Consider the following 19089-nt stretch of genomic DNA (forward strand, 5'->3'; position numbering starts at 1 on the left):
AGAAAAGTCATCACGCTCTGGGTGCGATGTCGAACTCTTTGCGCAACTCGGCATCGGTGTAGAAGCACACGCCGCCATCGAGATCGCGCACCAGCCATTCACCGAGATACACGATCTGCGTCCCGCTTTGCCTTTCATGCCGAAGCTCGAGGTGCCCGTCCTCGCTTCGCTGCAGCGAGCAACTGGATTGGACCCAGTTCGGCCAGTCGTGCAGCGGCTGTCCGGTGAACTGCCAGGCGATCAACGCCACGTTGGTTGGACGTGGCTTCAACTTCAGTGTGGTGTTCACAATCGTCTCCGAAAGAGTGAGTCCTGCGGTCTGATAACGCCGGGGCCCGGCAAAAGTTGAGCGTTCAGGCCGCAATTCGCCGATATTGCCTATGCGTCTTTGGGATAGATATCCGGGATTGAACGGACGAATCCTTCAATCCCATTGTGGCGGGGCGATGGATACGCGGGGCCTGGCCCGCGCATCGCGGATGAATTTGCCGTAAGGGGACGCGGCTACCGCACCACCGCCGCGGTCTGGCCGAACAGGATCCTGCGTTCCTCCTCCGTGCGGTTGACGGGCTGGCCGAAATTCGGATTGACCTCTTTTGCCTTGGCATAGGCGCGCTCGGTCGCCGGCCGGGCGCGGATGGTTTCCAGCCAGCGCTTCAGATGCGGGAAGTCGTCGATGTTCTGGTCCTGGTTCTTGTAGGGCACGACCCAGGGATAGCTCGCCATGTCGGCGATTGAATAGTCGCCGGCGATGAACTCGCGATCGGCGAGGCGCTTGTTGAGCACGCCGTAGAGCCGGTTGGTCTCGTTGACGTAGCGGTCGATGGCGTATTTGATTTTCTCTACCGCGTAATTTCTGAAGTGATGGTTCTGTCCGGCCATCGGACCGAGCCCGCCCATCTGCCAGAACGTCCACTGGATCGCGTCATAGCGGCCGTAGAGATCGGCGGGAAGGAATTTTCCGGTCTTCTCGGCGAGATACAAAAGCATCGCACCGGACTCGAAGATCGAGATCGGCTTGCCCCCGCCCTTCGGCTCATGATCGACCATCGCGGGAATCCGGTTGTTCGGCGCGATCGCCAGAAACTCCGGCTTGAACTGGTCGCCCTTGCCGATGTTGACCGGAAAGATCTTGTAGGGCAGCCCGGTCTCTTCGAGGAACATCGTGATCTTGTGGCCGTTCGGCGTGGTCCAATAGTGAAGGTCGATCATGGGACGATCCTGCTGTGCGTTAAAATTGTTGTTTTCGCAAGAAAGATGCGACTGCATGAATTTGAGTGGATCGCAGCCGCAAGTCAATTGGCGCCGGCCCCGCGCGCGCGAATGTGATGGGCGCATGGACGTGGGGGCCCGCCTAACAGCCGGGCAATTCGAGAGGCAATCTGTCGCGCGTAAAACAATGATGAAGGATGGCTGGTTTGCGTGCCCGGTGGCGGTCGGCACAAGCCACTTATTTGCTGGCGGTCTCTCTCCGGAGCAGGCAGATGATCATCGAACAAGGTCAAGTTGGATTGCTTTGGCAATCGTTTGCTCGAGTGTAGAACAGTTCAACTTCCGCTTTGCCGTTCGAAGGTAAGCATGGACTGCACTCGTGGACAGATCGAATGATGCTGCCATTTGACCAGGCGCTCTACCTTGCAACAGGCCTTCAAGGCACTGCTTCTCCCGAGCTGAAAGTGGCCTCAGTACTTCGTTGGAGCGCAGGCCCGCAAGCCGCATCGCATGGTCGTGAAAATAGTCGGCCAGCAAACGAAAATCCTTGAGGTATGTGAACCGCCACCGGTGCCAGTGCTCGTCAGTAGCGTGCGCTGAGATTGAGAAGAGCGCTCGTTCTCCGGCTGGCCCGCGGATAGGCAAAGTAAATCCATGCCGGCCAACACCATAACGCTCCGCTTCCGCGAAGAAGTGTCGGGCCTCTTTCGTGTGATCGAACAACAGCAGCAGCAGATCCGCCCGGTGCAGCGCCTGCGACGGAAAGAGGGCGACCATGGTTTCCACGATGAGGGCTCTACGGACAATTTGCGCCGGGGTTTTCCTGACCGGCATTCTCGCGATTGCGGGCTCGGGGGCGGCTTCCGCACAGGTAACCGCAAGCTTCAATCCCATTACGAACCAATTTGGTTCGACCATCACGCTTGATACGGCTAGCTGCTCGCCAAGCGGATCAATCTTTCCGACGTTCTCGATCAACAACAACGGAACCGGAAGCGGCACCGGCACCTCGAGCAATGGCTCGATGACTTGTACCGTCCGATATCAGAGCGGAAGCTTCGGCTGCCAGTTCCAGATGCAGGTCAGCACGTTCAGCTCGGGCTTCGCCACCGCTGGCGCATACAAGGGATCCGGTGGGCGGCCGCAATGCAGCGTAGTGACCACCAGCGGACCCGGTGACAACTTTACGGCCAGCTTCAAGATGCAATGAAACGCTACGGTAGGGCGCCTGCGAGCGCCCTACCACCACTTAGTGCAACATTGCGAGCCGCAACTTAACCCTTCATTAATCAGCGCCCGCGAACCTATTGCAATTCTTCAGATTGTAGCGGTGCATGGATCTTGTGCGCTCTTTGCAGGATTCAGCTTCTGAAATGAGGGTTCCGATGAATACCGCAGTTACGACGCGGCTCATCATCCGCTTACGCAAAGGCAGCGCAACTACCTGGGGGCGGTGCGGGTCTCGGCAAAGCGCAGGGCAATGAGAAATTCGGCCAACCTTCCGCGGGCAATGATGCCGCCGACAGCCTTGATCTTTCGGACCATGCCAAGGCGATTCTCGTGCGCGCCAAGACGGACCAGGTCGCGGCCGACAAGCTGACGGCGTTCCTTCAATCCGCAAAGGAAAGCGTCACGGGCAAGCAGGCGCCGGCGTCCAAGGATGGAACTCAAATATTCGAATCCCTCACGGGTCATAATCGATCCAGTTCGGCGGGAGGAGAGCCCTCAAGCGCTGGTGATTTTGAAGACGCGGTTCTCGATCGATTGATCGAAGCCCATAGGAATGCCGACGGGACGGTGAGAAACTACTCGGCGGTTGCTCGCGACGTCTTTACGCCGGCCACTTCGGCGGAGCAGGTCAGTGATTGGTACAAAACGAATGGACAGGCTTATATTGACTCGGCGCAGGCGAGGCCCACCGAGTGGGGTACGAGTCTTGCTGCCGCCGTCCAGGCTCGCGAAGTTACTTTCCACAGCGCGGCTGATTTCGCCGACCTGAATTTCCACAACACCTACACATTCGAAGGTGGCGAGGGTGGTGGCTCGGCGAATGTGGATTTCACCTACAACCGAAACGCTTCCATCTTCAGTGATCCGACTACCAATTACCTTGTCTCTAGCGACGGGACAGTGGTTTCCTGGAAGAAGGCTGAGGGGGGCGCCGCGGCATCTTCGACATAGGTCGGAGACATTCGAATTCTCGAAGGGCGCCGAGAGGCGCCCTTTTTCATGATCTGTCGGGTATCTCAGGCGGCCCGGCCGTGCTCTCGCAAAAATTTTGCGCCATTCTCGGTGATCGCGACGCGCACGCCCTGCCCGGCCACCGGCTGGCGCGCGACATAGCCGCGATCGACGGCGTCCTCCCAGATGGTCAGGCGCGGGCATGAGGTGCGCCATGTCTCGATCACCTCGGAATAAAGCCGCGGCTCGCGGCCGATCCATTCGACGAGGTCGAGCACCAGTGCGTCCGTTGTCTCGGTCATCAGCGCCTCCGCATCAGAAGCGGTTCAACTCAAAACGCCATCGCGTTCGTTCGCGTGAACAACAGCCAGCCGCCGTAAAGGATGTAGTAGCCCGCGACCGTCGTGATCAGCCGGTTCGCCCAGGTGCGGAATTGCACGTCGCTCATCGCCTCCAGGATGCGCCGCGCCAGCGTGGTGCCGAGCATCGAGGCGGCGATGGCGACTGCCGCCAGCACCGGATCGAGCGTCGCTGCCTGGTCGACGATGCCGCCGAAATAAATCAGCTTTGTGAGATGGCTCGCGACCTGGCAGGTAGCCTTGGTCGCGACCACTTCGCGGCGGCCAAAATTGCCGCCGAGAAAGAAGGTGTCCATCAGGGGACCGGAGACGCCGGTCATCAGCATCAGGCCCATGCAGATGAAGCCGTAGAACGAGCCCTGCCAGATGCTGTCGGGATTGGGCTTGATGTTCTTCGGCATCAGCCGCGCCATGAACGGCGTCACCCCTAGCAGCAGCAGCGCGATCGGCTTGTCCGGCACGTAGCGGGCGATCGACCAGACGCCAAGCGCCAGCGCGCAGCCGATCAGATAGACGAACACCGGCCGCCAGCGGATATGCGCCCGCCACAGAAAGGCGCGCCAGCCGTTCGAGGCCATCTGCGTGATCGCATGCAGCACCATCGCGGTGGGCAGCGGCATCAGCATCAACAGCACGCCGATCAGGATCATCCCGCCGGCCATGCCGAACAGGCCCGACAGGAACGCTGTCGCGACCATCAACGCACCGAGGGCTGCGATCATCAGGGGCGTCAAGAGAAGTCTCCTGTATCAGCGCGGCCCAGACCGAGGTCCCGGCGCGGAATAGTCTCCCTCGCACCGATTCAACCACAGCTATTCTTCTGCCTCGCTTGTGACGCGTGCGCAAACTGAGTTATCTTGCCCTGGCATCAGTTTTCCTGAGGGTTATGTGCGGCGGCTGCTCTTTCTCAACGGTATCAAGGCGTTCGAGGCTGCCGCCAGGACCGGCAGCTTTGCCGCCGCCGGCACTGAGCTCAACGTATCCGCCGCCGCGGTCAGCCGGATGGTGCATCTGCTGGAAGAGCGGCTGGGGGTGGCGCTGTTCGAGCGCAAGGCCAACCGCCTCGCCACCACGGCGGCGGGCCGCGCCTACCAGAGCGGGCTGACGCCGATCTTCGATGCGCTGGCGAGCCTGACCGCGCAGGTCACCGTCCCCTCCAGCGTGCGCGTGCTGACCATCGGGGTCGGTCCCACCTTTGCGATGAAATGGCTGATCCCGCGGCTGGCGGATTTTCGCAAACAGGAGCCGGATATCGACGTCCGCATCACCACCGGCGGCGCCGCGGTGCCGTTCGGCGAGGACTGGAGCTGCGGCATCAAGCTCGGCGACGGCGAATGGCCCGGCCTGATCGCCGAGCCATTATTTGCCGCCGACCTGCTGCCGGTGTGCGCGCCGCGCCTTGCCAGTCAGCTCAAACGCCCCGGCGACCTGAAGGGGCCGACGCTGCTGCGGGTGGCACATTCGCCCGACGATTGGCCGTCATGGCTCGAGGCCGCCGGCACGGCCCGCATCACCGCCCGCGGGCCGGAGTTCGAATTTTACGGCCAGGCGCTGCAGGCCGCCGTCGACGGCCTCGGCATCGCCATGGGTATCCGCCCCTATATCGACGACGACCTCGCCGCCGGCCGGCTGGTCGCGCCATTCGCGTTAAGCGTGCCGAAAGGCATGCGCTGGTATCTGGTGTATCGCGGTTTCAGCACCGCCCAGCGCGATTTCGCTGCGTTCCGGCGCTGGATTGTCCGCGCCGCGGCGGAGCCCGCCACACGCCGCAGGGGCCACAGACATGCCGGATGAAAAGATCGAGACGCTGGTGATCGGCGGCGGCCAGGCTGGCCTCGTGATGAGCCACCGGCTGAAAGAGCGCGGGCTTTCGCACCTCGTGCTCGAACGCCACCGGATCACCGAACGCTGGCGCAGCGAACGCTGGGACGGGCTGAAATTCCAGTTTCCCAACTGGTCGGTGCGGTTGCCGGATTTTCCGTTTCCGCACAGCGATCCGGATGGCTTTGCAAACACGGACGACATCATCAAATTCATCGAGGCCTATGCAAAATTCGTCAGCCCCCCGATTCGCTGCGGCGTCGCGGTGACGCGGCTGTCGCGGCGTGACGGCGCGGGTTTCATCGCCGAAACCACTGGCGGCACGATCACGGCGGATAATGTCGTGATCGCCACCGGTCCCTATCAGCGCAACCTCGTCCCGGACATGCTGCGCGATCATCCCGTGTTCCAGGTCCATGCCGCCGACTACAGGAATCCCGGACAGCTTCCGCCGGGCGCGGTGCTGGTGGCCGGCGCCGGCGCGTCGGGCGCGCAGATCGCCGAGGAATTGCTGCAGGCCGGCCGCCGCGTCTACCTCTCGATCGGACGGCACCGCCGCCTGCCGCGCCGCTACCGCGGCCGCGACCTGATCTGGTGGCTCGCCGAGATGCGCCTCGATCAGGTCTCGCCGGAGGAGCGTGGGCCCGCGCGCCTGGGCCCTGTCATTTCCGGCGCCTATGGCGGCCGCACCATCGATTTCCGCAACTTCGCCGCCGACGGCATGATCCTGGTGGGACGCATCGAGGCGGCGCATCGCGGCGTGATCGAGATTGCACCCGGCCTTGCCGAAAGCATGACCGATGGCGATCTTGTCTACACCACCTTCCTCGATACGGTGGACGCATATGTGAAACGGCGCCGCATGGAGCTGCCCGAAGACCCCGACGCCCGCGCGACGTTCGCCGACCCGCCTTGCGTCACCGCGCCGCTCACGCATCTCGACCTCGCCGCCGAAGGCATCTCCGCGGTGATCTGGGCCACCGGCTACGGCGTCGATTTCAGCTGGATCGATCTCCCCGTTCTGGACGCGCGCGGCGAAGCGGTCCATCGCTACGGCATCTCGGCGATGCCGGGCCTGTATTTCCTCGGCCTGCAATGGCTGTCGAAGATGAACTCCTCGTTCCTGTCGGGCGTCGGCGACGACGCCGTGGTGCTCGCCGATCATATTTTGGCGCGGCGCCTCTAACCTCGCCCCGCTTGCGGGAGAGGGAGTCGATCGCATCCGGGGAACGCCAAAAAATCCAGGACATGTGAACCCGTTCACATTTGCCTTTGCCGGACCATGCTGTTCTCGTCCCATGGGCAATTCCGGGGGACACGCCATGATCTATGGTGGCTTTGAAATTCAGTCGTTCGAAGCAGGGAGAGGGCTATGGCACGCCAGGATTCAACGGGCCGACCAGGAGCCGGTGGTGATCGACGGGATGGCGTTTCCGACGCTCGAAGTCGGTTTCGCGTGGTCAGATCCGGAAGCGGCGATTGCGGACGCGAAAGCCCATATCGATCGTTTCAAGCCGCGGTTCGCGAATCCCTAAGCACCGCCGGCGGAATCTCCCTACCCCTTCCCGAACAGACCCTGCAGGCGACGCCGGTGCTCTCGAACTGCCCGGATTGCAGCGCCTCGCTGGCCGTGCTGAGCATCATCCCCGGCCGCGCCAGCGCCGAATACTGGACCATGCGATGCATCCGCTGCGGCGGGATTCATCTGGATATTGTCAAAACCCCGACGGCCCCGCTGACGGCGTAAGGCGCGGCGGTTCCAAATCGGCTTGCTGACATCTGCTGACATAACGACGTGCAGCATCGCGCGCGAGGCCGTTTGCCCTTTTCTCGCTGGCTGACTCATCCCATATTCGCCGCATGGCGAAGAAACCCGACAGCCCCAAAAAGCCCGGCAAAACCCCGAAATCCAAAGCCCACCGGCCGGACGTGCAGCCGATCGGGCCGGCGCTCGCGGAACTGCTCAATCCCGCGATCAACCGCGGCGATGCCGGCATGGGCTCGGGCACCGGCCTGCAGCCGCCGCCGGACAATTCGTGGGACCGCCGCGCCGGCGGCGAGGCCGCAGCGCATCGCGCGCGCGCTTCGACCAAAGGGACGAGCGATGACGTCGCGAAACGCGATGCGTCCAGCCAAGGTCTCGAAGAGGCCCCGCAAGCCAATTACGGCACCTCGGCGACCATCCCGACGCTCGCGACGCTCGACCCCGAACTCGCGCGCCAGCTCGGCCTGCCCACCGCGGAAGACGACGACGAAGCCCTCGCCCGTCCGCCGCGCAACAAGATGGAGGCGCTCGGCGTCAAGGCGACCGCCGACGCGCTGGAAAACCTGATCCGCGACGGCCGCCCGGAATTCAAGGGCGATGGCGGCCAGCTCAAGGTCTGGACGCCGCATCGGCCGCCGCGCCCGGAAAAATCCGAAGGCGGCGTCCGCTTCGAGATCAAATCCGAATACGAGCCGAAGGGCGACCAGCCGACCGCGATCGCCGAACTGGTCGAAGGCATCAACCGCAACGACCGCACGCAGGTGCTGCTCGGCGTCACCGGCTCGGGCAAGACCTACACCATGGCCAAGGTGATCGAGGCCACGCAACGCCCCGCCATCATCCTGGCGCCGAACAAGACGCTAGCCGCCCAGCTCTATGGCGAGTTCAAGAGCTTCTTCCCCGACAACGCGGTGGAGTATTTCGTCAGCTATTACGACTACTACCAGCCGGAAGCCTACGTCCCGCGCACCGACACCTACATCGAAAAAGACTCGTCCATCAACGAGCAGATCGACCGCATGCGCCACTCGGCGACGCGCGCGCTCCTGGAGCGCGACGACGTCATCATCGTGGCTTCGGTCTCCTGCATCTACGGTATCGGCTCGGTTGAGACCTATACCGCGATGACATTTGCCCTGAAGAAGGGCGAGCGCATCGACCAGCGGCAGTTGATCGCCGACCTCGTCGCCCTGCAATACAAGCGCACCCAGGCTGACTTTACCCGCGGCACCTTTCGCGTCCGTGGCGACGTCATCGACATCTTCCCGGCGCACTATGAGGACCGCGCCTGGCGCGTGAACCTGTTCGGCGACACCGTGGAAAATATAGAAGAATTCGATCCGCTCACCGGCCACAAGCAGGACGATCTCGAATTCATCAAGATCTACGCCAACTCGCACTATGTGACGCCGCGCCCAACGCTGGTGCAGGCGATCAAGTCGATCAAGAGCGAATTGAAGATGCGGCTCGACGAACTCAACAACCAGGGCCGCCTGCTGGAAGCGCAGCGGCTGGAACAGCGCACCACCTTCGATCTCGAAATGATGGAGGCGACCGGAAGCTGCGCCGGCATCGAAAACTATTCGCGCTACCTCACCGGCCGCCGGCCCGGCGAGCCGCCGCCGACGCTGTTCGAATACGTGCCCGACAATGCGCTGGTGTTCGCCGACGAAAGCCATGTCACCGTGCCGCAGATCGGCGGCATGTTCAAAGGCGACTTCCGGCGCAAGGCGACGCTCGCCGAATACGGTTTCCGCCTGCCCTCCTGCATGGACAACCGTCCGCTGCGGTTCGAGGAATGGGACATGATGCGTCCGCAATCGGTCGCGGTGTCCGCGACCCCGAGCGGCTGGGAGCTGAACGAAAGCGGCGGCGTGTTTGTCGAGCAGGTGATCCGCCCGACCGGCCTGATCGATCCTCCCGTGCACATCCGCCCGGCGCGCACGCAGGTGGACGATCTCGTCGGCGAAGTCCGCGCCACTGCTGCAGCCGGCTACCGCTCGCTGGTCACGGTGCTGACAAAACGGATGGCGGAAGACCTCACGGAATATTTGCACGAGCAGGGCATTCGCGTGCGCTACATGCACAGTGATATCGACACCATCGAGCGCATCGAGATCATCCGCGACCTTCGCCTCGGCGCGTTCGACGCGCTGGTCGGCATCAACCTCTTGCGCGAAGGTCTCGACATTCCCGAATGCGCGCTGGTCGCGATCCTCGATGCCGACAAGGAAGGCTTTCTGCGCAGCGAGACCTCGCTGATCCAGACCATCGGCCGCGCCGCGCGCAACGTCGACGGCAAGGTGATCCTCTATGCCGACCAGATGACCGGCTCGATGGAGCGCGCCATTGCCGAGACCGACCGCCGCCGCGAGAAGCAGGTCGAGTACAACACCGCGCACGGCATCACGCCGGAGAGCATCAAGAAGTCGATCGGCGACATCATGAACAGCGTCTACGAGCGCGACCACGTGCTGGTCGAGATCGGCGACGGCGGCATGGCCGACGACGTCATCTCCATCGGCCACAATTTCGAGGCTGTTCTCTCCGACCTCGAAACGAGAATGCGCGAAGCCGCCGCCGATTTGAATTTTGAGGAAGCCGCCAGACTCCGTGACGAAGTCAAGCGCCTCCGTGCCACGGAGATGGCCGTGGTGGACGATCCCACCATCAAGCAGCGCGGTGTCGCCGCCAAAGCGGGTGCTTATGCGGGCACCAGGAAATACGGCGATGCGGCGAATTTGCCGACGTCAGCGATGAAGAAGCGCGGCGGCGCCTCTTCTTCACCCTCCCCTGGAGGGGGAGGGTCGCGCGCCGCAGGCGCGCGGGGCGGGGTGAAATCTCTCGGCAGCGGCGGTCCCTCGACCTCGCGCGTCCACAAACCCCACCTGGACGAAATGCACACACCGGAATCCCTGCCCTACCGCCCCGGCGGCGCCAAACCGCGCAAGCCCGAGTCCGGCGGCGGCAGCAAAATCTTCCAGCCAACTGACTCGCGCCAGTCCGGCCCAGAGTTCGGCCCCGCCCCGCGATCGAGCGGCGGCGCGCCGGGACATCGCGGCGGGTGGAAGAAGAGGTAAGCTGCTGTCCGCAGGGCGTGTACCCACAAATCCGGTCGCGTCACCCACCGAACGTAGCTCTAAGAGAATGCTTGTCGTGTACTGCCAAACAGTGGCGGCGATCATGAAACGCGAAAGTACATCGCGAAGAAGCTGTTTCAAGCTGCAACAAAGGCGAAAGGACGCTTGGCGCGCTAGACTAGCTAGAAGCTGTTGCGCGACGCGCGTTGCAGGAACTGTCGCATCGAAAGTCGGCTTGAGAACAATCTAGCGCTTCTTCGGCCTGATAAGCTGGTCATGGACGTTCTTCGCCTGGAGCTCGTTCTTTGCATCGGCGACAGGCTTCGGATCGAGGAGAATGCCATGCCCGAAGCACAAAGCGACATTGACTATACAGTTGATATCCGCAGACACGAGACGACATTCCGTGCGAATACTGCCAAGGGAGAGGAATTCCTCGGCGGCGTTGACCTCACCATGTCCAATGAGGAAGCACATACATTCATACAGGATGCCCGGGCGGCAGGGCTGACGGTCAAACCGTTTTTCTAACGACTTCGCAACCCCAATCAAATCATCCACTCATCAGATGAATGGCATAGGATGATCGCGGACGACCAAACCATCCGCTGGCTGTGGTGTCGCTTGGATCGCGATACTGCCGGCCGTTTGACGTAACGTGCGTGGAGGATATATCACGAGGGGTACGGGCTAATAGGTTAGGACAAGCAGGCGTTGCACAATCGCGCCTAAGCAAACGAGCACCACCAGCAATTTGAGGAGGTTTGCCAATCGGCCGTCGGTAGCAAACTTGTCGATGGCCCAAAAACAGATTGCGCCCACGACCACAATGATCAGAACGCCAATTAGAACTGAAATGATCGCCATGAGTTATCCTTGGACTTGCTGCTGCCGGGTGCAGCATCCCGAGGCACCGGCCGGGCGTCAAGGGCAAGTCGTGCTAGTTTCGTTGAATTGAGGCTACAAATTCGGGAGCTCCCGCTGGCTGGCTCGTGCCATCAGTTATCCATCAGCGTGCCGATAAGCCTTAGTAGCGCCTGGTGCTCTGGGCCGTTTGCACCGTCTCGGAGGAATTTGCCGATATCCGTGTGGAGATTTGTCCGCCAGAGCTCACGTTTGGCTCGTGTTTCACGACCGGCAACTTCGACGCCGGATCGCGCGTCCACAGCCAAGCGTCGCCATTGCTGCTTTGGTACAAAAGTCGCATACCACTTAATCGAGAGATCGCGCCGCGCGGTTCCTGATTTCACATAGCACCGTCGTGTTGACCTGCCGCAAGCGGCGGAATGGCGCCTTTCCACTCGCGCACGGCCTGCGGAACTTGAGATAACACTGAAAGCGGATGGGGGTCGCACGGTCAGTTAGGGAGATCGTGCATTTCCAAGGGTTTGGAACAGCGTTTGTCGCCACCAATCGCTTTCGATCTGATCGAGCACGGCGAGATCGAGCATTGGCCGCAAGGTACTGCCCTTCGGCAGCACGATTGCATAGCTCTCGCTGCTGAAGCTGGTGTCGACAATACGAACCGAGGCCGAGAAATCCTTCCGGACGGTCCAGGTCAGAAGCGGTTTGTCATGGACGAAGGCATCGATCGCGCCGCGGCTCAATGCAGATAGGCCGCTTTGAGGGTCCGGAAATGCTCGAAAGGAAAGTTGCTGACGAGTTAGGTAGTCGGTTGTCGCAGAGTTCGCGACGGCGCCGACGCGCACGGATCGTAAGTCGTTGAAGCCGTGAACGGCGCCTTCGAGCCCTCGGCGCGTGAGGGTGGAGGTGATACCTGCGGTGAACACGGCTATGGCGATGACGGAAGCGATCATCCACCCGGTTGCGACGATTCGCCCTGGAAGAGTTGCCGGCGCATTCTGAGCAGCTCCCGCCTGTGTCATGGCGATAGTCGACCACCAGAAGCTGGAGCCGAGCCCCTTGGCTCCTCCGCCGAAATGTTCCGTTTTCCGGCGTTCCAGTAGCCAAATGAGGAAGCCGACCGCCATCGCAAAACAAAGCAGTACCGCGACAGCCTGGAAGAAGCCGAAGGAAAGAAGTGCCCGCCCGATCGATACCCAGGCGCTTTCATTGATGGGCACCGCAATCCCAAGTCCGGTGTTGTAGAAGGGTTGCGTAAAATCGACGCTGCGTGCGCGCCCAGCGGTCACAGTTACTGCCGCGACACCGGCGTCAAGGGTGCCCTTCGCGACGTCATCCAGCAGATCCTGCACGTTCTGGGTCTCGACCAAGCGAAAGCGCAGATGCGCTCCAGCAGCGATTTTTCTCCAAAGTTCGATGCTGATACCGCCCCAGCTCCCATCCGGCTGCTTCATCGCGAAGGGCGGGGCCTCCTTGGTCGCCACTACCAATTCTCTGTCAGGGACTGTGCCTTGGGCTCGAACGGCGTTGCAGTCGAGCGCAAGCACCGCCAGCGACAGAACGCATAGCAGGAGCGGTCGAACTGACGAAATCGCTGGTTTGCCTTGAGAGGCCCGATCTCGCCGCGCTAAACGGCTAAGGGCTTCCGGAGCGAAATCCAGCCCGTCAGAAGCGCCACGGTGCGGGACTGCCGGAGATTCCTCGAACGAACTCATAGCGGACCTTAACTTAATACGTATTGGAGATCGGCCGACGGAAGCATTGCTATTTGGCGGCATTTCGTCATCAGGCGGAGCGCCGACCAGTTCGGCCCGATGCGGAACCGACGCGCCGGAACGAGGTCAAGCTTTCGAGAAGCGGTGACGCGGTGAATATCGGCTTCAACGTACGCTCAACCCGCCCCTCCGCCGACCCATAGCAGACCAATTCAACTGTTCCTTGGGAACTCGTCGCACCTATGGCCGGCGTATCCCCGTAACCCTTGAAGAATGGATGGCGCACCTTGCTCTCGGCTGACCTGACCGGTACTCGATCTCGGCGAGCAGCTCGGGCTCTACCCAGTGCCCTTATGGGCGATGCTGACCTGTATCGACGCGAGCGCCTTAACAGCAACTACGGATTAACATGCCACGTATCCTTCTCGCTTCTCTTACATTCCTCGCGATCACCTTGGTGCTTTTGCTTCACGCGACACACCACGGCGCGCACGCAAATTCGCATTGCGGCTTTTGGACCGAGATTGAGGCAGGACTGTCGTGTCGCTAGTTAGGCAAGTGTCCAATCGATCGGTGGCCAGTCAGATCTCGGCTTTCAAATTCTTGAAAGCATCCTGAATGTATTTGGCCAGCGGCGCTTGCCGTCCTGCTCGATCCACGCGTCGACGGCGAGCCGCAGCCCCTCGAGCCGCCTACGCCTCTTTCGCGAGAACACTACTACCGATTGCGTTGCTTGCCGGGCAAATCACACATGGCTTGGTCCAGTCCTCGTCGCGAAAATAATTCGCTTCGCGGTTACCCCAAATCACCTCTACAACTCCCGCCATCCCGCACCCGCTAGAGGGGCGTATCGCGATCGTCACGGACGTTGGGTGCGGGATGCGATGGACGCGGCAGCGTTGGGCGCGCGAGGGGTCGCAGGGCGGATTTTCCGTGAGCGATTATCCGGCGCGCAGACGACCGGCGCTTAAACGCCTTCGCCAGGATTTTGGTCGGCAGCACATGAGCCGGTCGAAGCGTTTTGGTGGAGGAAGCCGCGGACGGCAAAGGCGTGTGGTTCTGGCACCCGTGGCTGGTGTCAAGCTGATGGAGATTTGTCGGCCCCAACCGGGCTAATCGCCAATCCGTCAGCGACGGTGGCAAGAGGAATTCGTCGCCGGGAAGAGCGCGCTATAAGCCGTAAAACCATTGCGCAGGGAAGGCCGGGTGTTCCGGCGCACCTTGCAGTCACCCGTGTGCATTTTGTGCGCACGACTGCGGGTGCTGAGGGCACCCGGCTTTCCCTGCGCCCTCTTCGTTTTTCGAGGGCATCGCCGATCGCATGACTTCGGGCGCGTCGCGCCGCGAGAATGCGAAGGCGTGTCTCCTTGTAGGATAGGTGGAGCGAAGCGAAACCCATCGCGCGCTGCGTCCATCACGATTGATGGGTATCGCTTCGCTCCACCCATCCTGCGGTTCTAGCTGTTTGACATTCGAATCCGAAATCGCAGCCGCGTCATTGCCTGCGACAAACGCGAAGCGTTTGCGCAAGGGAGCGAAGCGACGAAGCAATCCATTCTTTCTTTACAGCCTGTGGATTGCTTCGCTTCGCTCGCAATGACGGCGCCGCCGCCTCACCCCGACCGGCGGTTGCTCGTGTTCTGCGTCATGTTGCCGTGCTCGGCCTGTTCGCGGATGTTGTTCTTCTCGTCGTCGCGATGGCCCTTGGTGGTATCGAGCGGAACGCTGGGCGCGCTGCCGGGGCCCTTGTGGCTCTGGTTATCTTGCGGGACGGGCGGAACGGGTTTCGTCATCATGGTCTCCGTTATCAATCGAAAGCAACGCCGGCCGTGGAGGGATCGTTCCCCGGAACGGTTGCATGCAACGGCGCATGCATTGTCGCCGGCCGCAAAAACCCATGCCACCGATTTCGGCGCGGCTCGGTGATCTTCGAACAGAAGGACGCCCCCGGAAGCGGCGCTCGGAAAGCAATAAGATACCGCCCCGCGCCCCTTCCCGCCGCACGGCCCGTAGCAGTGAACCATTTCGAAACCATCGCGACAGATACTTTAGTTCCTTTGGCTGATACTTCTGCCGTTCCGTTCACAATGGGGCCGGCCGCAAGAGCCGATCGAGCACAGGTAGGTGGGCGAATGACCGAGGGATCAAATCGTCAGCACGTGCTGGATTTCCTCAACGTCCTGTATTCCGGCGATGTCGAGGCCGCGCTGGAGCGCTGCACCGACGACATCGAATTTCTCGCCAACGCCCCGATCGACATCCTGCCGCACATGGGCCATCGCCGCGGCAAGGCCGAAATGCGCGAGATGTGGAATGCGGTGCGCGCCCGCTATTCCGAGCTGCGCTGCGAGGTGCCGATGCTGGTCACCGAGAACGACAAGGCGTCCGCGTTCATCCGCGTGTTCTTCCGCAAGAGCATCAATCAGCGCATGGTGCAGTTCGACATCGCCGGCTTCTACACGCTGCGCAACGGCAAGATCAGCCATATCAGGGAAGTCATCGACACCTTCGATCTGGTCCAGCAACTGCTCGAACGCGATATCGCCGCGATCCTGACCGGCAGGCGGCCGGACCCGATCTAGCGTCTACGCACTCCGTCATTCCGGGGCGCGTCGAAGACGCGAACCTCAGATGTGCAATTGCACATCGGGGAATCTCGAGATTCCACAATGTGCAATTGCACATTGGGGTTCGATGCTACGCATCGCCCCGGAATGACAGATGAAATGCGGAACGCTTCGCCGGATATTCCAAACGCCATTGAACCTGATCGCCTCCTCCGTGACACACCACAAGGCTGTTTCCGGACACGAAGAACACATGAAGATCGCATTGCTGACCTTGCTTGGTTTGGCGTTGGGGACCTTGGGAGGCGCGGCACTGGGCGTCGGGGCCGGCCTCGCCTGGGTGCAAATCTTCAAAACCACGAGTTTTGAAGGCTATAGCGGGATGCTGGTGTTCTTCACCTTCATGCCGCTGGGGGCCGCGATCGGCGGCATTGGCGGCGCCCTGCTGTTCGGCATCATCGCCGTTCGCGACGCCGAAATCGCTATCGAGCGGCAGCCGCTGCGCGGTCATGACCGTTAAGTGATCGGCAAACGGCCGGAAACCGCCGCATTTGTGCAATGCAAAAACGGCAATTGCGTTTTGGCCATGGTCCTCTATTTGTAGCTGCAACAGTGAAGTTCAGCATTTCGGCCCGGCGTCGATGAAGACGCCCCATTTGGGCGCGACTGCTGTTTTGAAAATCCAGTTTCAAGGACCAGACCAAAATGACAGAGCATAGTCTCTGGCGTTTTTCGCGCGCGTTGCATCGCGCGATCAACGAACGCCAGCCCGCCGATCTTGAAGCCCTGCTCGACGAGGACATTGACTGGGCGATCTTTGGCCCGATCGACATGTACCCGTTCTTCGGCTCGCGCCGCGGCAAGGCGGCCGTGATCGATGTGATCAGGCAGATCGCCGACAACTTCCGCGTCCACCGCTTCGACCGCGAATCGATCATGCTGGGCGTGGATTCGGCCGCCTCGATGATGCGCTATTCGCTGACCGCGCTGGATTCGAACAAGCCGATCAGCCTGCGCATCGCCCATTTCGCCCAGTTCAGGGCCGGCCGCCTGACCAATTTCCGCGTGCTGGTCGATACCTTCGATCTGGTCGAGCAGACCGTGGGCTATCCGATCCACCTGCCGCGCATGGCGGTCTAGTTCACATCTAGCTCACGTCAATCGATTCCAATCGTCATGCCCGGGCGCGCAAATCGCATCTTCCCGCCTGGGCATCCACGTCTTCCTTCGCCAGCCCCAAGGGGGCGTGGATGGCCGGGTCATCGGGCGCTGTGACGCGCTGTGCCCGGCCATGACGTTCGCGTGAAGCGAGCAAGATCGTTGCACCCGCCATAATTTCGCGACAGAGCGAACGCATTCTGGGCGAGACTTGGAATGCGGGCGGGCAATGATTCCCAAAATGCGATTTGGCTGGGCACGGCTGCCATTGCTGGTGGCCGGCATCACTTTGGCTTCGATACTGGCGGCAGCGGCACAAACGCCGCTGGCGGACGACGATGCGGACATGCCTGAGGCGGAAGAGACCGAGGCGGCTCCCAGCGTCAACGACGTCGACATCATGAAGGACATCGACGTCAGCAAGCTCGACTGGAGCCTGCTCAATGTCGATGCGTCGACCATGACCGGTCCGGCGCCGAAGGGAAGCGGCGCGTCGAAAGCCGCCGGCAGCGCGGAAGCCGCGTGGTCCGCCAATGAAAGGGCGAACGGCACGTCCGCGGTGTCGGTCAAGCAATCCATCACGCCGTTCTGGGACACGCGCATCGGCGCCGACATGACGGTCGCACGGCAAGGCACGGCGACGACATCCGAACTGCTCTCGGAAAAACTCGCCAATGGCGGCAGCCTGCCGCAATCGTCCGGCACCGCATGGGCGGCGATCACGGCCCCCGGCGTTGCCTCGATCTGGGACAAGACCTCGGTCGAAGCCCGCGTCGATCCCGGATCCGAGCAGAGCAGGCTCGGCACCTCCTTGAGCAAATCGCTGCCGCTCAGCGAGCAATATTCGGTGACCCTGAAGAACGACTACAACCTGATCCAGCAGGGCATCGTGCCGGTGCCCGGCATCGTCAGCCATCCGGCCCGCAGCTATGAGACCGATCAATCCGCGAGGCTCAGCATCAGCGACACCGGCACCAGCCTGATCGCCGGGCAGACCCTTTCGACCTCGGATGACAAATGGCTGCGCAAGGTCGGCGCCGAGCAGAAACTGTTCGACGGCGTCACCATCTCGGGCTCGATCGGCGAAACGCCGTCCGGCGCCGCCAACAAGAGCCTCAGCGCAGGGTTCAAACGCAGCTGGTAAGGCCCGGAATTGTCCCGATTTGACGCGTTTTCCGGGCTGGACACGCCGCCCCTCGAGAATGATCCAGCATTGCCGCAGATTGGCCAAGATGCGGCCAAAATCGGCAGCGCAGATGGGAACGCTCCACTTCGTCGTGCGGGGGACGTCCGCGCTCGCCTGAAAGCGAAACAGAGGAATTGCCGATGAACGCCACCATTCGCCCCGAACAGATTGATGAAACCCCGGAGGTCGACAACGATCTCGCCGCCGTATCAGAAGTCGAGGCCGGCATCCGCGAATTCGTTCGCAACGACATCGCCTATCTGCGCCGCCCCGCGGTCGCCCCGGACACCGCGCCGCTCGATCCGAACGCGGAAGCCACCGTCAACAACGTCAATTCGCTGATCCAGCGGGTCGCCGGTACCTCGCTTGCGGAAATCGAGAAGCTGATTTCCGAACTCGAAAGCCTCCGCGACCTGCTGCATGCCGAAGGCCAGCGCGTCCAGCGCGAAATCTCGGGCTATGCCCAGCTCAGCCAGGCCGCGATGAAGTCGACGCGCATGATCTCCGACAACGTCACGCAGTGGAAGCGCGCCGCCGACGGTCTGCGCAACAGCTAAGCGTGATCGTTGCAAAAATCTGACACTCCGCCGCGTTCCGTAACTGAGCGCGGCGGTTTTGTTTGGCTGTGCTCGATCTGAACTTTATAAACACGCTCGCGTCCAAAGACGGATGTCGTCACGTGACGGCAGGCACCTTTTGGGGACACTACCTGCGATGCAAAACGTTCAGCCAGACAACATGAATTCAATGCCGCTGCGCCAGTCGTCGCACAGCATGGGCACGATCGTGATCCGCTTCATCGGACTGCTGACGCTTGCGGTCGTGGTAATGACGCTGATCTGGAGCCGCTGAACTTCTTCAGCGCTCTTGGCTATCAGATCACTGCGATCCGATCCGCAACTACTGGCGGACGAACGCGGTGTCCTCGATCGTGTAGACACCGTCGGCGTAGCTTTTCACCACCATCGTGGCGGTCAGCATCACCGCCATCGTGACGGTTGCGAAAATAAAGCCGACGAATTTCAGGCTGCCGCGATCTGCCATCGTCATCCCCTCGGTACTTCCCCTGAGACGCATTTGGCAGCCAGAAAGTTCAAAATGCGTTAGCAAATAATCCGTTCCGTGGAGTCATGGATTACAATGACCTAACGGGACAATTCGCTAACCATGTGCCGGGCTAC

22 protein-coding genes are annotated in these 19089 nt (G+C 61.5%); 13 read left to right on the forward strand and 9 right to left on the reverse strand.

All coding sequences use genetic code 11. From position 1 onward, the window contains the following. Nucleotides 1-10: 10 nt before the first annotated feature. From V1286_RS28030 to V1286_RS28040, 3 genes are all read right to left on the reverse strand, one after another. Complete coding sequence (locus V1286_RS28030; protein ID WP_334485099.1) at nt 11-289, reverse strand: hypothetical protein; 279 nt, start codon at nt 287-289, stop codon at nt 11-13. A gap of 215 nt (nt 290-504) precedes the next feature. Further along, nucleotides 505-1212, reverse strand: a complete 708-nt coding sequence (locus V1286_RS28035) for a glutathione binding-like protein (protein WP_334485101.1) — start codon at nt 1210-1212, stop codon at nt 505-507. Between the two features lie 276 nt (nt 1213-1488). Continuing rightward, complete coding sequence (locus V1286_RS28040; protein ID WP_334489953.1) at nt 1489-1989, reverse strand: autoinducer binding domain-containing protein; 501 nt, start codon at nt 1987-1989, stop codon at nt 1489-1491. On the opposite strand from V1286_RS28040, the gene V1286_RS28045 reads away from it, so the two are divergent. Both V1286_RS28045 and V1286_RS28050 read left to right on the forward strand, forming a co-directional pair. Then, the gene (locus V1286_RS28045; RefSeq protein ID WP_334485103.1) at nt 1988-2422 is read left to right on the forward strand and encodes a hypothetical protein; all 435 of its coding nucleotides are present in this window, start codon (nt 1988-1990) and stop codon (nt 2420-2422) included. The genes V1286_RS28040 and V1286_RS28045 overlap by 2 nt on opposite strands. 350 nt (nt 2423-2772) lie before the next feature. Then, nucleotides 2773-3393 (forward strand): hypothetical protein, encoded by a 621-nt coding sequence (locus V1286_RS28050; RefSeq protein ID WP_334485105.1) that lies wholly within the window; start codon nt 2773-2775, stop codon nt 3391-3393. Between the two features lie 65 nt (nt 3394-3458). Here V1286_RS28050 and V1286_RS28055 read toward each other — a convergent pair whose 3' ends face one another. Continuing rightward, nucleotides 3459-3695 (reverse strand): hypothetical protein, encoded by a 237-nt coding sequence (locus V1286_RS28055; RefSeq protein WP_334485107.1) that lies wholly within the window; start codon nt 3693-3695, stop codon nt 3459-3461. Nucleotides 3696-3724: 29 nt separating this feature from the next. Next, nucleotides 3725-4486 carry a sulfite exporter TauE/SafE family protein gene (locus tag V1286_RS28060; RefSeq protein ID WP_108522006.1) on the reverse strand — a complete coding sequence of 254 codons (762 nt, stop codon included), beginning with the start codon at nt 4484-4486 and terminating at the stop codon, nt 3725-3727. 154 nt (nt 4487-4640) lie between these two features. Between V1286_RS28060 and V1286_RS28065 the strand changes: the two genes are divergently transcribed. The 6 genes from V1286_RS28065 (at nt 4641) to V1286_RS28090 (ending at nt 10949) form a co-directional block, all read left to right on the forward strand. Continuing rightward, nucleotides 4641-5546, forward strand: a complete 906-nt coding sequence (locus tag V1286_RS28065) for a LysR substrate-binding domain-containing protein (protein ID WP_334485110.1) — start codon at nt 4641-4643, stop codon at nt 5544-5546. Next, nucleotides 5536-6759, forward strand: a complete 1224-nt coding sequence (locus tag V1286_RS28070) for an NAD(P)-binding domain-containing protein (RefSeq protein ID WP_334485112.1) — start codon at nt 5536-5538, stop codon at nt 6757-6759. The genes V1286_RS28065 and V1286_RS28070 overlap by 11 nt, the downstream gene beginning before the upstream one ends. Nucleotides 6760-6895: 136 nt before the next feature. After that, a complete protein-coding gene (locus V1286_RS28075; RefSeq protein WP_108522009.1) occupies nt 6896-7108 on the forward strand; it encodes a hypothetical protein in 213 nt (70 codons plus the stop codon). A gap of 56 nt (nt 7109-7164) precedes the next feature. Then, nucleotides 7165-7320 (forward strand): hypothetical protein, encoded by a 156-nt coding sequence (locus V1286_RS28080; RefSeq protein ID WP_417021190.1) that lies wholly within the window; start codon nt 7165-7167, stop codon nt 7318-7320. Nucleotides 7321-7433: 113 nt separating this feature from the next. After that, the gene (gene uvrB / locus V1286_RS28085; RefSeq protein WP_334485119.1) at nt 7434-10418 is read left to right on the forward strand and encodes an excinuclease ABC subunit UvrB; all 2985 of its coding nucleotides are present in this window, start codon (nt 7434-7436) and stop codon (nt 10416-10418) included. 276 nt (nt 10419-10694) lie between these two features. Next, the gene (locus tag V1286_RS28090) at nt 10695-10949 is read left to right on the forward strand and encodes a hypothetical protein (protein WP_334485121.1); all 255 of its coding nucleotides are present in this window, start codon (nt 10695-10697) and stop codon (nt 10947-10949) included. 159 nt (nt 10950-11108) lie between these two features. On the opposite strand, the gene V1286_RS28095 is transcribed toward V1286_RS28090, so the two are convergent. The 3 genes from V1286_RS28095 to V1286_RS28105 all read right to left on the reverse strand — a co-directional run bounded on the left by V1286_RS28095 (nt 11109) and on the right by V1286_RS28105 (nt 14790). Beyond that, nucleotides 11109-11285, reverse strand: coding sequence for a hypothetical protein (locus V1286_RS28095; protein ID WP_171985690.1), 177 nt, complete (start codon nt 11283-11285; stop codon nt 11109-11111). Nucleotides 11286-11779: 494 nt separating this feature from the next. Beyond that, nucleotides 11780-12766: a transporter substrate-binding domain-containing protein gene (locus V1286_RS28100; RefSeq protein ID WP_334485123.1), complete on the reverse strand. Its 987-nt coding sequence runs from the start codon at nt 12764-12766 to the stop codon at nt 11780-11782. Nucleotides 12767-14610: 1844 nt separating this feature from the next. After that, nucleotides 14611-14790 (reverse strand): hypothetical protein, encoded by a 180-nt coding sequence (locus V1286_RS28105; RefSeq protein ID WP_334485125.1) that lies wholly within the window; start codon nt 14788-14790, stop codon nt 14611-14613. 339 nt (nt 14791-15129) lie between these two features. Here V1286_RS28105 and V1286_RS28110 point away from each other — a divergent pair, with 339 nt between their 5' ends. The 5 genes from V1286_RS28110 (at nt 15130) to V1286_RS28130 (ending at nt 18465) form a co-directional block, all read left to right on the forward strand. Then, complete coding sequence (locus V1286_RS28110; RefSeq protein WP_334485127.1) at nt 15130-15579, forward strand: nuclear transport factor 2 family protein; 450 nt, start codon at nt 15130-15132, stop codon at nt 15577-15579. Nucleotides 15580-15817: 238 nt separating this feature from the next. After that, nucleotides 15818-16084 (forward strand): hypothetical protein, encoded by a 267-nt coding sequence (locus V1286_RS28115; protein WP_334489957.1) that lies wholly within the window; start codon nt 15818-15820, stop codon nt 16082-16084. A 185-nt stretch (nt 16085-16269) separates the two neighbouring features. Beyond that, nucleotides 16270-16704 (forward strand): nuclear transport factor 2 family protein, encoded by a 435-nt coding sequence (locus tag V1286_RS28120; protein WP_334485129.1) that lies wholly within the window; start codon nt 16270-16272, stop codon nt 16702-16704. A 259-nt stretch (nt 16705-16963) separates the two neighbouring features. Continuing rightward, on the forward strand, nt 16964-17866 hold the full coding sequence (locus V1286_RS28125) for a hypothetical protein (RefSeq protein ID WP_334485131.1): 903 nt from the start codon (nt 16964-16966) through the stop codon (nt 17864-17866). 182 nt (nt 17867-18048) lie between these two features. After that, nucleotides 18049-18465 carry a hypothetical protein gene (locus V1286_RS28130; RefSeq protein ID WP_108522014.1) on the forward strand — a complete coding sequence of 139 codons (417 nt, stop codon included), beginning with the start codon at nt 18049-18051 and terminating at the stop codon, nt 18463-18465. Between the two features lie 343 nt (nt 18466-18808). On the opposite strand, the gene V1286_RS28135 is transcribed toward V1286_RS28130, so the two are convergent. Continuing rightward, complete coding sequence (locus tag V1286_RS28135; protein ID WP_025590610.1) at nt 18809-18952, reverse strand: hypothetical protein; 144 nt, start codon at nt 18950-18952, stop codon at nt 18809-18811. Nucleotides 18953-19089: the final 137 nt, after the last annotated feature.

Source organism: Bradyrhizobium algeriense (genome assembly GCF_036924595.1).
Lineage (GTDB): Bacteria > Pseudomonadota > Alphaproteobacteria > Rhizobiales > Xanthobacteraceae > Bradyrhizobium > Bradyrhizobium algeriense.